We start from the raw sequence: 13,547 nt of genomic DNA, 5'->3' as shown, positions 1-13,547 counted from the left end.
CACCCCCCGGGGGGGTGGGGCCCTGCCCCGTCGGCCGGGCCGGATCGGGCCCGGCCGTGGCTCGCCCGGCTCAGGCGCCGCGCCGGGCCCGCGTCGCGCGGGACCGGTCGAGGGCGCGCTCCCGCTCCCGCTCGCGGGCCCGCTTCTTCGGCAGGCCCACCGCGTGCACCTCGAAGTTGTCCTTGGTGACGTCCAGCCGGTGGAAGAGGCTGTCGGGGCCGGTCACGTACAGGGTGCCCACGCCCAGCCCCTTGAGCGACTCCACCATGGCCGGCCAGTGGATCGGCCGGTCGAAGGTGTCCAGCATCATCGTGCGCATTCCGGCGGCGTCCCGGATGACGCTGCCGTCGTGGTCGACCACCACGGGCAGCGAGGGATCGGCGAACTCGTAAGCGCCGAAGACCTCCTCCCGCGCCTTTTCGCGCAGTGCCGAGAAGGCCGCCGCGTGCACGGGCGGCCGCATCGAGTACATGGAGTAGCCGCCCGCCGCGCTGATGCCGGCGTTGAGCGCGTCGAGGTCCTTCTCCCGTACGGACAGCATGTGGAAGCCCGCGTCGAGCCGGCCGGAGGAGTCGTACCAGGCGCCCCGGTCGTCGAACCCGGCGAGGATCTCGTCCAGCCGCTCCTGCGGGGTGCGGACGAAGCAGTGGGTGACCACGTCCTCGTAGGCGCCCGCGAAGTACTCCTCCTCGCAACGCGCCAGCTCGGCGGTCAGCCGCACGACCTCGGGGAAGGAGAGCGAGCCGACGAAGGCGGCGGTGGCCTTCTGGCCGAAGCTCGGCCCGGCGCAGACGGTCGGGACGGCGCCGAGGGTGTCCACGGCCCGGTCCGCGAGCGCCATCGAGTTCACCAGGAAAGCGATCTGGAAATCGACCGAGTAATCCTCCTCGGCGTCCCGGAACCGGTCGAACACCGAATAGCCGAGCGCCTCGTCGGCCTCAGCCAGACGTATCCGCGCATACGGGTCGAGCAGCAGGAACTTCCCGACCTCGGCGAAAGAGGCGGGCCCCATTCCGGGAAATACGATCGCGGTTCCGTTACGGGAGTCCTCGGGCCCGGCGGTGGGGGAATCGGCCGTGTTCTCGGCGGGAATGTCGGCGGGAATCGCGGCGGAACGAGTCATGATCCGTGAATACCTTTGCTTACGAGAAGGAAGGGGAAGGGAACGGAAGGAAAGGGAAGGGGAGTAAAGAGGAGGGGCAGCGAGAAAGGCCTCGCACCCGGCCGGCGCGCGGTGCGCCGGTCCGGGCACGAGGCCGGAGTCAGGGAACGGGGTCAGTCCTGGGCCCTGCGGTGGAAGCCCTTGATGCCGATCGCCCCGAAGATCAGGATCGCCACGGTCAGCGCCGACACGCACACCCACAGCGGGATCGAGGCGGGGGCGCCCGGCGGCAGCAGCAGCGAGCGGATGCCCTCGGTGACGTAGGTCAGCGGGTTGAGCGTGCACAGCACCTGGAACCAGCGGACCTCCGCCAGCCCGTGCCACGGGAACTGGGTGCAGCCGGTGAACATCAGCGGGGTCAGCGTCACCGCGAAGACGATGCTGATGTGCCGCGGCGGGGCCAGCGTGCCGATGGTCAGGCCCACCGTGCTGCCGGCCAGCGCGCCCATCAGGAGCACGCCCACCGTGGCCGGGAAGCTGTCCATGGGCCACGACGCGTGGTCGAGGACCAGGAAGCCCATCGGGATCATCAGCAGCGAGGCGACGATGCCGCGCAGCATGCCGAAGACCAGCTTCTCGACGGCCACCAGGAAGGTCGGGATCGGGGCCAGCAGCCGGTCCTCGATCTCCTTGCTCCACGAGAAGTCGATGATCAGCGGGAGCGCCGTGTTCTGCAGGCTCACCAGGAAGGCGTTGAGCGCCACCACGCCCGGCAGCAGCACCTGCTGGAAGCCGCCGCCGGTGAAGCCGAGTTCGCCGAGGACCTTGCCGAAGACGAACAGGATGAAGAACGGTTCCACGAGCACCTGGGCCAGGAAGGTCGGCAGCTCGCGGGCCGTGACGAAGACGTCTCGCCACAGGATGAAGAAGAACGTACGGGTCATCGACCGCAGACCGGTGGGCGCGGGCCGCAGCTCGCGCGGGAAACCGGCGACCGGGTCGGGTGTGGACGTGGAACCGGACACGGAGGCGGTGGCGGTGCTCATCGCAGCTCCCGGCCGGTCAGCGCGATGAAGACGTCCTCCAGTGTCGCGGTGCCCACTTTGATGTCCTTGATGTCGCAGTTCGCCGCCGCCAGCGCGGTGATGGCGGCCGGGAGCAGCGCGCCGGTCGGCGCGTCGCTGTAGAGGCGGAGCCGTACGGGGGCGTCCGCGGCGGCGGCGTCGCCCGCCGGCCCGTCCGCCGCCGTGTCCCCGCCGCCCTCGCGGGGCGGCTCGACGCGTTCGACCCGCGTCACCGCCTCGATCTTCTCCAGCAGGCGGACGACCTCGACGGCGCCGGACTCCCCGGGCCGTACGGTGAGGGTGCAGGCCGTCCCGCTCAGGTTCTCCATGAGCGCCTGCGGGGTGTCCAGGGCGAGCAGCCGGCCGTGGTCCACGATGCCGACGCGGTCGCACAGCCGGGCGGCCTCGTCCATGTCGTGGGTGGTGAGCACGGTGGTCACACCGCGCCCGCTCAGCTCGGCCACCCGCTCGTGGATGAACAGCCGCGCCTGCGGGTCGAGTCCGTTGGCCGGCTCGTCCAGGAAGAGCACGTCGGGCCGGTGCATCAGGGCCCGCGCGATCATCACGCGCTGCGCCTGGCCGCCGGACAGCTGGTCGCCGCGGTCCTTGCCGCGGTCGCCCAGCCCCACCCACTCCAGGCACTCGTCGGCGAGCCGGCGCCGCTCGGAGCGGCCCATGCCGTGGTAGCCGGCGTGGAAGGTCAGGTTCTGCCGCAGGGTGAGCGACTGGTCGAGGTTGTTGCGCTGCGGTACGACGGCGAAGGCCCGGCGGGCCTGGGCGGGATGGGCGACGACGTCCACGCCCTGTACGAACGCGCGCCCCGCCGTCGGGGCCACGCGGGTGGTGAGGATGCCGATGGTGGTGGTCTTGCCGGCTCCGTTGGGCCCCAGGAAGCCGAAGACCTCGCCCCGGCGGACCGAGAAGCTCAGGTCGTCCACCGCCGGCCGGTCACGGTCCCGGTACTTCTTGACGAGTCCGTCGACCACGACAGTGGATTCCACGGGTCTTTCAGGTTTCATTTATGCCTGCGAATCAAGCGGGACGCGACAACGGCGGCCGGGGTCCGCGGGGAGAATGGCGCGTGACCGGCCGCGCGCGGGGCGCCGACTGAATAGGACACGGAACTGATCGCGACCTGTCTAGCATGCGGTGTTGGCCGGCGCCTCCGCCGGACTCGCGGCTAGGGGCGCGGGGGCATTGGTTAGGGGGGAATAGGGGTGATCGCGCATTGCCGCCGCGAAATAAGCTCACGACGCCACCGCGTGACCGCGCCGGACATCTCCGTTCGCCTCACCTTTCCCGCGAGGAGACCCCGTGAAAGCACTCGTCCTGTCGGGGCTGTCCGGCACCAGTGCGCGCCCCCTGCCCGCCGCCGCGCCGGGGCGGCCGGGCCCCGAATCCGGCACGCCCGTCCTCTTCGACGTCCTCGAAGGGATCGCCGACGCGGGCATCCTCGACGTGGGCATCCTCCTCGGTGACGGCGCCGACGAGGTCAGGGCGGCCGTAGGTGACGGCGCCCGGTTCGGCGTCAGCGTCACCTACCTCCCCGGGCGCCGGCCGCTGGGGGAGGCCCACGCCCTGCGCCGGGCGCGGGACTGGCTGGGCGACGACGACTTCCTGACGCACCCCGGCGACGTCTTCGTACCGGGCGGGATCGGCGAGCAGATGGAGGAGTTCCGTACCCGGCGCCCGGCGGCGCAGGCGGTTCCGGGCCGGCCCGGCGTGTACTTCTTCACGGACGCCGTCCACCGGGCCGTCGACTGCGCCCCGTCCCTCGCCGACGGCGGGTCCGGCTTCCCCGAGGTCCTGCGCCGGCTGGCCGACCAGGGCCTCGACGTCGTCACCGGCGACGACGCCGCGGCCACCGGAACCGCCGTCGACGACGGCACCGCCACCGGAACCGCAGTCGGCCACGGCACGGCCACCGCCGTCGACCGCGGCGGACCGCAGATCCGTCCATGAAGGCCCTCCGCACGGGAGGCGCCGTTCGTATGCCCGACCACGAGTCGTCAGGGCACCACCCGATGCGGAGTTTCAGGGAGCATGACCCATGCGCACAGCCGGCCCCCCGCCGGGGAGACCACCCCCGACGGGGTCAGCCTGATCCAGATCCGGCAGCCCGCGGTTCCCAGCAGTTACCGGATGATCTGCTTCCCGAGCTCCCGGAACTCGCCGCTCTGCTACCTCGCGATGGCCGAACTCCTGCTCCCGACCGTGGAGTTGCTCATCGTCCAGTACCCCTCCACGCTCACCGGCGATGACCTCGACGGGGAGGCGGCGGCAGTGCTGGCCGACCAGGTGTACGAAGCCGTACGGGGCTGGGCCGACCGCCCGTTCGCCCTGTTCGGCCACCGGCTCGGGTCCGAACTGGCCTACACGGTGGGCTGCCGGCTCGAACGCGAGACGTACACGGCGCCCCTGACCCTCTTCGTCTCCGGCTGGACCGCCCCGGGACACCGCGGCAGCCTCGGTCCGCCGCCCCTCGACTGCCGGGTCGTCGCCCTGGCCTCCCGCCACGACCCGCGCGCCACCCTGTCCGCCGTGCGGTCCTGGCGGCGCACCACCTCGGGCCGGTTCGACCTGGAGGTCTTCCCCGGCGCCCAGGGCTACCTGAAGACCTACCGCCGGGAGGTCGTCAACATCGTGCACGACCAGCTGATCTCCCTCGGTGAACCCGACCCGGACTGACCTCCCCATCTCCGGTGACGCTCACGGATCCGGCGATCCACCCCATGAACGGGCCCGGTTCCGGCCCGGCGGACCGCACGCCGCCCGGCCGGGACACGGCCCAGAGGAAGGACATTGTGCGACCGATGACCGCGAAGATATGTGCAGCCGACTCGGTACGGACCATCGAGGAGTTCGAACAGGACGCCCTCCGGGTGGCCGGCGCGATCCGTGAACGGGGCGTCGGCCTCGGCGACCGGGTCATGCTCAAGGCCGGCAACTCGGCGGGCTACGTGTGCGTGCTGTACGCGCTGATGCACGTCGGCGCCTCGATCGTCCTCGTCGACCAGCAGGAACACCAGGAGGAGACCCGCCGCATCGCCGTCCGCACCGGCGTGAAGGTCACCTTCGTCGACGACGACACCCCCATCTACCAGGACGCCGACCCCGTCCACCTCTACGAGCTGATGGTCGCCGTCACCGACCACGAACCCACCGAACCCGCCCTGGACTTCACCGCCTGGGGCGCGCTTCCCGACGGCCTGATCATGTGGACGTCCGGCTCCACCGGATCCCCGAAGGGAGTGGTGAAGTCCGGTGCCTCGTTCCTGCGCAACCTCCAGCGCAACGCGGACCAGGTCGGACACCGCCCCGACGACGTGCTGATGCCACTGCTGCCCTTCGCCCACCAGTACGGGCTGTCGATGGTGCTCATCGCCTACCTCACCCGCTGCTCCCTGGTGATCGCCCCCTACCGCCGGCTCGACCGCGCCCTGCGCATGGCCCGCGACGCCGGGGTGACCGTCATCGACGCGACCCCCTCCAGCTACCGCAGCATCCTCAGCCTGGTCACCCGCAAGCCCGCGCTGCGCTCCCACCTCGCCCACACCCGCATGTTCTGCGTCGGCGCGGCCCCGCTCGACGCACCGCTGGTCGAGCAGTACCGGACCGAGTTCGGCCTGCCGCTGCTCGACAGCTACGGCTCCACCGAACTCGGCAACATCTCCTTCGCCACCCTCGACAACCCCGTCGCCTGCGGCCGGGCCATGGAGGGCATCCGGCTGCGGATCGTCGACGAGGACGGCCGCGAACTGCCGGCGGGGGAGACGGGCGAGATCGAGGTCGACACGCCCGACGCCCTCGAAGGGCAGGTGTCCGACGACGGCACCGTCGTCCCGGCCCACGCCACCGGCTGGCAGGCCACCGGAGACCTCGGCCACCTCGACGCCGACGCCAACCTGCACGTCCTCGGCCGCAAGTTCGCCGTCCACCGCATGGGCTACACCCTCTACCCCGAACTGATCGAACGGAAGGTGGCCGCCGAGGGCTGCCCCACCCGGATCGTGCCGCTCCCCGACGAACTGCGCGGCTCGCAGCTGGTGTTCTTCGTCGAGGACGAGGAGCTGCGGGACGCCGGCCACTGGCGGGAGCGGCTGTGCGGCCTGCTGCCGACCTACGAACAGCCCAACAAGGTCGTCGTGCTGGAGCAGTTCCCGCTGAACCGCAACGGCAAGCCCGACAAGAAGGCGCTGGCGGTGCTCGCCGCCGAGGCGTGAGCGACCCGACGGCAGCGTGAAGGCGCCCCCGCGATCCCGCGGGGGCGCCTTCGTACGCGTCCCGGCCGGTGCTCCCGGCCGGGACGGGCCCGGCTCACTCCTCGTACGGCAGCTCGACGGGGGCCAGCGCGTCGAAGAGGTCACCCGGTCCCGGGTTGTCCGGGTGGCTCGCCCCTCCCAGGTGGTCCACGACCCCCCACACCGCGTTCAGCGCCGTGGTGACGGCGCCCTCCGCGAACCCGCCCGTCCACGACACGTCGTCACCGCACAGGAAGAACCCGCGCTGCGCGGCGGGCAGTCCGCGCTGCATGAACTGGGTGAACAGCCGCCGCTGGTAGCGGTACTGGCCCGGCAGGTTCGCCTTGAAGGCGCCCATGAAGTGCGGTTCCGTCTCCCAGGTGATGGTGAGCGGATCGCCGATCACGTGCGAGCGGACGTCGACCCCGGGATAGATCGCCGCCAGTTTCCCCAGCAGCGCGTCCAGCCGCTCCCGCGGGCTCAGCGTGGCCATCTTCAGGGAGTCGTCGTTCCACGTGTACGACAGGCACATCACGCCCGGCCGGTCCGGGCCGTCGTCGAAGAGGTAGACCCCGCGCGGCATCCGGTCGGTGAGCGTCATGCTCATCACCGGCAGGCCCGTCCGCGGGTCCACGTCCGTCCAGAACGGCCGGTCGGTCAGGACGAACAGCTTCGACGAGCCCATGTAGTGGGTCCGCTCCACCGCCGTCCACAGCGGCGCGCTCAGCAGCGCCGGATCGGCTTCCACCCGGTTCAGCAGCGTCCAGACGTGCGGGGTGTACACCACGGCCGGGAACCGCTCGGCGCGCCCCTCGGTGTCGGTGACGGTGAACTCCGCCCCCGCGCGGGTGACGGCGCGCACCCCGGGCCGCGCCACCCCGCCGTGCAGGGAGGCCAGGGAGGTGCCCGCCGGCCAGTGGGCGCACTGCGCCGGCCGGTGCTCCCACAGCCCGCGCGGTATCCGCTGGGAGCCGCCGGCGATGGCCATCTGGTGGTCGTCGGCCTCGGTGTAGACCACGCGCAGGATCTCCAGCAGCGAGTTCGGGAAGTCGGTGTCCCAGCCGCCCGTGCCGAAACCCACCTGCCCGAAGATCTCCCGGTGCCGGAAGGAGCGGAACGCCGAACTGGTGGCGAGGAACCCGTGGAAGGACTGGTCGTCGAACTCCCGTACCAGCCGGTCCCATACGTGCTTGAGCGTCTCGACGTCGCGCCGCCGGACGGCGTCGCGCATGGTGGCCAGTTCGGCCCGCTCCTGGAGGGCCTTCTCCCAGGCGGCGGCCACCTCCTGGTAGACGTCGGGCAGTTCCCCGGCGCCGCGGACGGTGTGGCGTACGCCGCCCAGGTCGATGAGGGTGCTCGGGGTGTGCGGGGCCAGCGGGTTGGGGAACGGGCTGGTGCGCAGCCCCAGCAGCTCGATGTAGTGGAACAGCGAGCGAGCCGACAGCGGGAAGCGCATCGCGCCCATCTCCGCGACACAGTCCGGCCGTCCCGGAAAGGCCACCGAGCGCATCCGGCCGCCCAGCTGGTCGGCCTCGTAGACGACCGGGCGCAGGCCGAGCCGCATCAGCTCGTAGGCGGCGGTCAGCCCCGCCATCCCGCCGCCGACCACGGCCACCGGCGTACCGGCGCGGTCGGGCGGCAGGGAGCCCAGGCCCGCCGGATGGCGCAGCCAGCCGTCGTAGGAGAACGGGAAGTCCGGCACGAGCATGGTGGTGGGAGCCGGGCTTGCTGATGTCATCTGGAGTACCTCTCGGGCCGGTGCGACATCGCTTCCAGGGGAACCGGAGCGAGCCGGCGCGGCCGGGGACGCGGCAGCGCGGCGGGCCCGGACGGCGGGAGGGTCACGCGCCGTACGCCGTGCACGCTCGGTCCGGTCCTCGCACGCTACGCAGCGGCCCCGGCGGCGGACAACCCCTACCGACCCGGGTGCTCCGCGCTGCCCGCGGCGCCGTACGGGGTGGTGCCCCCGCCGGCCGCGGCCCGCCGGGCCGGGACGGTGATCACGGTGACGACGAGACCGCGCCGGGCGAGCCAACGGCCGGTGAACGCCGTCACCGGCCGGCCGTCGGGGGCGGTCCCCGGGCGCAGGATCCGCGCCCGGAACGTGCCCTGCCGCAGACCGCCGTCCGGGACGTGCTGCGGCCCGTGCCCAAGCCCGGACCCCGGCCCGTCGGCGTCGGTACGGAAGGCGATGTCGGCGTCCTCGAAGTCCAGCTCGGTGCCCATCAGGGGGTACCAGGTCTTGTACACGGCCTCCTTGGCGCTGAACAGCAGCCGGTCCCGGCACAGCCGGCCCGCCCCCGTCACCGGCGTACGGGCCCAGGCCAGCTCCCGGGGCAGGGCGATCGACTCCAGGACGCCCCCGGGCAGCGGCCGGTCCGGCTCGGCGTCGATGCCGACCGCCGTCAGATCGGTGTCCCGGGCCAGGACGGCGGCCGCGTAACCGGCGCAGTGGGTCATGCTGCCCACCACCCCGGCCGGCCACTGCGGCACGTTCCGCTTGCCCGGCAGCACCGGCGCCGCGGGGAGCCCGAGCGCGCCCAGCGCGCGGCGGGCGCAGCCCCGTACGGTGGTGAACTCCTCGCGGCGGCGGTCCGTCGAGGTGGCGACGAGCGCCGCCTCCTCGGGGTACAGCACGGCCGAGCCGTCCGGCTCGAAGGCCTCGCCCGCGGCCACCCCTTCGGGCAGCAGGGTCTCGATCACGGTGTGTCCTCTCCACCGGTGTAGGGGAGGATCTGCCGCAGCAGACCCCTGGGGTGGCCCCGGCGCCGCCACTCGCGCGGGTAGCCGATCGACACCTCCTCGAAGCGCACCCCGTCGTACCAGGTGGTCCGGGGGATGTGCAGGTGCCCGTAGACCACGGCGGCCGTACGGAACCTGCGGTGCCAGTCGGCGGTGAGCACGGTGCCGCACCACTGCGCGAACTCGGGGTGCCACAGCACGTCCGTGGGCTCGCGGACCAGCGGGAAGTGGTTGACGAGGACCAGCGGCACCGCCGGGTCGTGCTCCTCCAGCCGGCGCAGGGTCAGCGCCACCCGCTCCCGGCACCAGGCGTCCCGGCTCGGGTGCGGGTCGGGGTGCAGCAGGTACTCGTCGGTGCAGACCACCCCGGCCTCGTGCGCCCGCGCCAGGGACTCCTCCTTGGTCCGCGTCCCCGCGACCCGGAAGGTGTAGTCGTACAGCAGGAACAGCGGGGCGACGGCGACCGGGCCGCCGGGCCCCCGCCACACCGACCACGGGTCCTCGGGGGTGACCACGCCCAGCGAACGGCACAGGTCCACCAGGTGCGCGTAGCGCTTCTCGCCGCGGGCCTGGACCGTGTCCTCGCGCGGGGTCCACAGCTCGTGGTTGCCCGGGGCCCACACCACCTTGGCGAAACGTTCCGCCAGCAGGCGCAGCGCCCACTCGATGTCCTCGGTGAGCTCGCCGACGTCACCGGCGACGATCAGCCAGTCGTCGGGGTGGGCGGGCCGCAGGGACTCGGTGATGGGCCGGTTGTCGGCCATCCCGATGTGCAGGTCGCTCACCGCGAGCAACCGGGGCGCGGGTGGCGCGGGGGCGGCGGCGGGGCCGCCCGCGCCACCGGTCCGGGCGGAGGGGTCAGGCGGTGTGTGCGACATCGGATTCCCAACTGGCGGGCAGGTCTTGCCGGCGCGTGATGTTGATCTTGCGGTAGACACGCGTCAAATGCTGTTCGACGGTGCTGACGGTGATGAAGAGTTTCGCCCCTATCTCCCGGTTGGTGTAACCGTGCGCGGCCAGCGCCGCCACCCGCCGCTCGGCGTCCGTCAGGACGGCGGCCGCGCTCGGCCGCGCCGGCCGGGCGGGGGTCGGCAGCGGTGCGGTGACGGGCCGCGGGAGCACGACCCGCTGGGGCGCGGTCGGCTCGGCCTGGACGTGGTGCGCGCCGTCCCGGGCGCCGCGGACCTCGGCGATCCGCCAGGCCCGCCGGGTGCAGTTCCTGCCCTGGGCCGCGTCGCCCAGCCGCTCGTACGCCCTTCCCAGGTCGGTCAGCGTCCGGGCCAGCTCGTGCGCGTCGCCCTCCTCCTGGAGCAGGGCCACCGCCCGGTCCAGCAGCGCGGGCCGGTCGTTCAGCGGCCGGGCGGCCGCCAGGACGCGCAGGGCCAGGCCGCGCACGCGGGACCCGGCCCCCCGGGCGAGCTGCTCCCGGGCGAAGCGCTCCGCCTGGTCGCGGTGGCCGAGGGCCAGGGAGGCCTCCGCGACCCCGACCCGCCAGGGCACCAGCCCCTCGCGGTCCATGTTCCACTCGCGCATCAGCCGCCCGCAGGTCATGAAATCGGTCAGCGCCGCGTGCAGACGTCCGGTGGCGAGCCGGTGGCCTCCACGCGCGTAGAGGTAGTGCAGTCCGTAGCGCGTCAGCAGCATCTGCTCGGGCACCGGGTGGTCCACCAGGGCCGCCGCCGCCTCGTGGTCGCCCATGGCGGTGCGCGCCTCGATGAGGGCCGACAGCGGTATGCCGATGCCCACGCCCCAGCCGTGCGGGGTGAGCTGGGCCAGCGCCTCCTCCGCCAGCTGCCGCGCCAGCGCGGGCTCGCCCCGGCGCAGCGCCATGTGGGCGCGCATCGCCTGCATGACGGCGGTCCAGCCGGGCGCGTCGTGCCCGGCGGCCTCGTCCAGCAGCCGGTCCGTCCACAGGGTCGCCTCGGCCAGCCGCTCCGTATACAACAGGGTCAGCAGGCAGGCCCGGATCGTGACGTGGCTCTCGTCCGTGAGCCGGGTGCCGGCCAGGATCCGTTCGGCGCGCCCGGCGAACTCCTCGTCCGCCGCCATCCGCTCCCGGGGGCCCGCAGCCGCGGTGTTACCCGCGCTCAGGGCGCCGTGCAGCACCCGGATCCCCGCCATCGCCCCGTCCTCGGGGGAGTGCGCCGACACCGCCGGACCGGCCGGGAGCGGCCCCAGCGCGCCGTCCAGCCCGGTCAGCAGCGTGGGGTAGGTCGAAGCCAGCAACAGGCGTACGTCGGCCAGTTGGGCGCTCACCGCCGGGTCGGGCGGCTGCGGCATGCCGTCGAGGGCGTGCCGTATCGCGCTCGCCGCGTCGTCGATCCAGCCGTTCCACAGCAGATCGCCGACCAGCCGCAGCGAGTCGCCGACCGGCAGCGTCCCCTCGCGCAGCGCCGCGTTGAGCGGCTGGAGCTCCTGCGCCCAGGTGGACGGCTTCACCCGCCAGATGAATTTGGCCATGCTCGCTCTCAGTTGAAAGCGCTCTCTTTCGTCGCGCGAGCACTCCTCCGCCAGCCGCAGGCAGCGCACGGCGAACTCCACCCGCTGGGAGGCCAGCGCCGTGTGCGCGGCGGCCGCCAGCACGCCCGGCACCCATTCCTCGTCGGGCAGACCCGGCCCCTGGCCCAGCAGATGGGCGGCGACGACCATCGGTGCCGCCCCGGCTTCGTACGACAGCCGCGCGGCGCGCCGGCGCAGCTCGGCCACGGCGTCGTCGGCGAGGCTCTCCAGCACCGCGGTGCGGACCGCGCCGTGCCGGAAGCGGTCGCCCTGCAGGATGCCCGCGTCCGCGAGGGCCTCCACCACCTGCTCCACCGTCCGCTCCTCGGTCCCTACGAGGCGGGCCAGCAGCGGACGCGGAGCGGCGCAGCCCAACAGGGCGATGCCCTGGGCGACCCGCAGACCCGCGGCTCCCGTGCGGTGGACGCAGATCAGCGCGTTCTGTACGAACTGTTCACCCGCGGGGAACGATCCGTCGGCCGCCTCTCCGGCCCGCACCCGCGGAATCCGGTCGTCCAGCAGGCTGTGGACCAGCAGGGGGTTGCCCCCGGTGGCCGTGTGCAGGGTGGCGGCCATCCGGGCGGTGCGCGACGGGCCGGGCCCGGCGCCGGCCGGCCGGGCGCTCTCCCCGGTCCGGTGGACGAGCAGCTCCTCCACGCCCCGCGCGCTGAGCGGGCCCAGGCGCAGGTGCGGTCCCTCGGCCTGGCGCAGCAGTTCGTCCAGGACGCGCGAGGCCGGTGCGCCCGCGTCGGGGCCGCGCGTCACGACCAGCGCGAGGCCGCCCGCCGTCGAGCGGGAGCGGCCGAGGGCGTAGAGGAGGCAGTGCAGGGACTGGGGGTCGGCGTACTGCACGTCGTCGATGGCGATGAGTACGGGCCCGCGCGCCGCGAGGCCGGCGAGCCGGGCGTGGAAGGCCATGAGGGTCTGCGCGGGGACGAGTTCCCCGGTGCCGGACGGCCCGTGGAGCGGGAGGGGCCCCGCGGAGTCCGCGGTGTCCCGCAGCAGCTCCTCCACCACCCCGAAGGGGATGTGCTGTTCGGAGGCGGAGGTCACGGCGCTGAGCAGGCGCACGCCGCAGTCGGCGGTCCGCTCCAGCACCCGGTGGAGCAGCGCGGTCTTGCCGGCCGCGACGGGACCGCTGACCACGGCTGTCCGGCCCGCCTTGGCGGGATCGTCGGGGGCGGTGCGGCGCGCGGCTCCCTGGCTGGTTCCGGGAGCGGCAGCGCGGGCCCGGGCCACGCCGGTCACCCACGCGGTCAGCTTGGCGATCTGTTCATCCCGCTCGACCAACATGGCTGTGGGAGCCTCCCCCTGGGATTCGGAGCGACACGACTCGGTCCTGTGCATGGCATGGCTATTGCGTGGAGTACCCGCCAGGAAGGCGGTGCCCGAGGAGCGCATGGAATTCTGCGCTCACCGTTGGTCAAACGGCAGGCCGGTTCTTCCCGTTCGGCAGGTCCCGATCGAACTCTAGCAACTTTCGACCGGCCCCTGACCGGCCGCCGACCGGGCCTCCATTCTGAATGACACGCAGTCCGGGCCCTGTTGGTTCACGCGATCGGCGTGTTCTTCTCGCGGAAGGGTTCGGTAACCTCCCCGAAACCTCATGGGAATCTCATATGGGCGGCTACCGGCCTTTTGCGCTAGGGGTGTGCGCGCGGAGATTAGGGGTCGGGGGTGGTGGAGGAGCGGTGAAGGTGGCTCGTTTAATGGCTGGGTGCGGGCCTTTGGCGGTCCGTCGGAAGCGATGAGCCGCCCGCCACGCGGGGACGGGGCCGAGAGGGCACATGACGACGAACCTCACCGGGAAAGTGGCCGAGCTGCACGCCCTGCGGGAGCGGGCGCGGCGCGGGCCGAGCGACCGGGCGACCGAGGCGCAGCACGCCAAGGGCAAGCTGA

Annotated in this window: 10 protein-coding genes; 3 read left to right on the top strand and 7 right to left on the bottom strand. The window is 73.0% G+C overall.

What is annotated here, in order from left to right; all coding sequences use genetic code 11:
- Window positions 1-70 precede the first annotated feature (70 nt).
- The 3 genes from ACZ6ZT_RS32365 to ACZ6ZT_RS32355 form a co-directional block, all read right to left on the bottom strand.
- On the bottom strand, window positions 71-1,123 hold the full coding sequence (locus ACZ6ZT_RS32365; protein ID WP_469723841.1) for an ACP S-malonyltransferase: 1,053 nt from the start codon (window positions 1,121-1,123) through the stop codon (window positions 71-73).
- Window positions 1,124-1,275: 152 nt separating this feature from the next.
- The gene (locus ACZ6ZT_RS32360) at window positions 1,276-2,148 is read right to left on the bottom strand and encodes an ABC transporter permease (RefSeq protein ID WP_469723840.1); all 873 of its coding nucleotides are present in this window, start codon (window positions 2,146-2,148) and stop codon (window positions 1,276-1,278) included.
- Window positions 2,145-3,167: an ABC transporter ATP-binding protein gene (locus tag ACZ6ZT_RS32355; protein ID WP_469723839.1), complete on the bottom strand. Its 1,023-nt coding sequence runs from the start codon at window positions 3,165-3,167 to the stop codon at window positions 2,145-2,147. The genes ACZ6ZT_RS32360 and ACZ6ZT_RS32355 overlap by 4 nt, the downstream gene beginning before the upstream one ends.
- Window positions 3,168-3,480: 313 nt before the next feature.
- Here ACZ6ZT_RS32355 and ACZ6ZT_RS32350 point away from each other — a divergent pair, with 313 nt between their 5' ends.
- From ACZ6ZT_RS32350 to ACZ6ZT_RS32340, 3 genes are all read left to right on the top strand, one after another.
- The gene (locus ACZ6ZT_RS32350) at window positions 3,481-4,128 is read left to right on the top strand and encodes a sugar phosphate nucleotidyltransferase (RefSeq protein WP_469723838.1); all 648 of its coding nucleotides are present in this window, start codon (window positions 3,481-3,483) and stop codon (window positions 4,126-4,128) included.
- Between the two features lie 81 nt (window positions 4,129-4,209).
- Entirely contained in the window at window positions 4,210-4,854 is a 645-nt protein-coding gene (locus tag ACZ6ZT_RS32345; RefSeq protein WP_469723837.1) for a thioesterase II family protein, read from the top strand.
- A gap of 125 nt (window positions 4,855-4,979) precedes the next feature.
- Window positions 4,980-6,389: a class I adenylate-forming enzyme family protein gene (locus tag ACZ6ZT_RS32340; RefSeq protein WP_469723835.1), complete on the top strand. Its 1,410-nt coding sequence runs from the start codon at window positions 4,980-4,982 to the stop codon at window positions 6,387-6,389.
- Between the two features lie 94 nt (window positions 6,390-6,483).
- Here the strand turns inward: ACZ6ZT_RS32340 and ACZ6ZT_RS32335 are convergent, their stop codons facing one another.
- The 4 genes from ACZ6ZT_RS32335 to ACZ6ZT_RS32320 all read right to left on the bottom strand — a co-directional run bounded on the left by ACZ6ZT_RS32335 (window position 6,484) and on the right by ACZ6ZT_RS32320 (window position 12,941).
- Window positions 6,484-8,145 carry a flavin monoamine oxidase family protein gene (locus ACZ6ZT_RS32335; RefSeq protein ID WP_469723834.1) on the bottom strand — a complete coding sequence of 554 codons (1,662 nt, stop codon included), beginning with the start codon at window positions 8,143-8,145 and terminating at the stop codon, window positions 6,484-6,486.
- 176 nt (window positions 8,146-8,321) lie between these two features.
- Window positions 8,322-9,110, bottom strand: a complete 789-nt coding sequence (locus ACZ6ZT_RS32330; RefSeq protein ID WP_469723833.1) for a 4'-phosphopantetheinyl transferase family protein — start codon at window positions 9,108-9,110, stop codon at window positions 8,322-8,324.
- Entirely contained in the window at window positions 9,107-10,027 is a 921-nt protein-coding gene (locus ACZ6ZT_RS32325; protein ID WP_469723832.1) for a metallophosphoesterase family protein, read from the bottom strand. Before ACZ6ZT_RS32325 ends, ACZ6ZT_RS32330 begins: the two co-directional genes overlap by 4 nt.
- Window positions 10,008-12,941: a LuxR C-terminal-related transcriptional regulator gene (locus ACZ6ZT_RS32320; RefSeq protein WP_469723831.1), complete on the bottom strand. Its 2,934-nt coding sequence runs from the start codon at window positions 12,939-12,941 to the stop codon at window positions 10,008-10,010. The genes ACZ6ZT_RS32325 and ACZ6ZT_RS32320 overlap by 20 nt, the downstream gene beginning before the upstream one ends.
- Window positions 12,942-13,547: the final 606 nt, after the last annotated feature.

This window comes from Streptomyces sp. NPDC102258 (genome assembly GCF_055584685.1).
Note: the sequence above shows the minus strand (reverse complement) of the source record. Positions and strands in the feature narration are given on the sequence as shown.

Coding starts and splice junctions, on each gene's coding strand:
- ACZ6ZT_RS32365 (WP_469723841.1), bottom strand. CDS start 1,123: ATGACTCGTTCCGCCGCGATTCCCGCCGACATTCCCGCCGAGAACACG.
- ACZ6ZT_RS32360 (WP_469723840.1), bottom strand. CDS start 2,148: ATGAGCACCGCCACCGCCTCCGTGTCCGGTTCCACGTCCACACCCGAC.
- ACZ6ZT_RS32345 (WP_469723837.1), top strand. CDS start 4,210: ATGACCCATGCGCACAGCCGGCCCCCCGCCGGGGAGACCACCCCCGAC.
- ACZ6ZT_RS32340 (WP_469723835.1), top strand. CDS start 4,980: ATGACCGCGAAGATATGTGCAGCCGACTCGGTACGGACCATCGAGGAG.
- ACZ6ZT_RS32335 (WP_469723834.1), bottom strand. CDS start 8,145: ATGACATCAGCAAGCCCGGCTCCCACCACCATGCTCGTGCCGGACTTC.
- ACZ6ZT_RS32325 (WP_469723832.1), bottom strand. CDS start 10,027: ATGTCGCACACACCGCCTGACCCCTCCGCCCGGACCGGTGGCGCGGGC.
- ACZ6ZT_RS32320 (WP_469723831.1), bottom strand. CDS start 12,941: ATGTTGGTCGAGCGGGATGAACAGATCGCCAAGCTGACCGCGTGGGTG.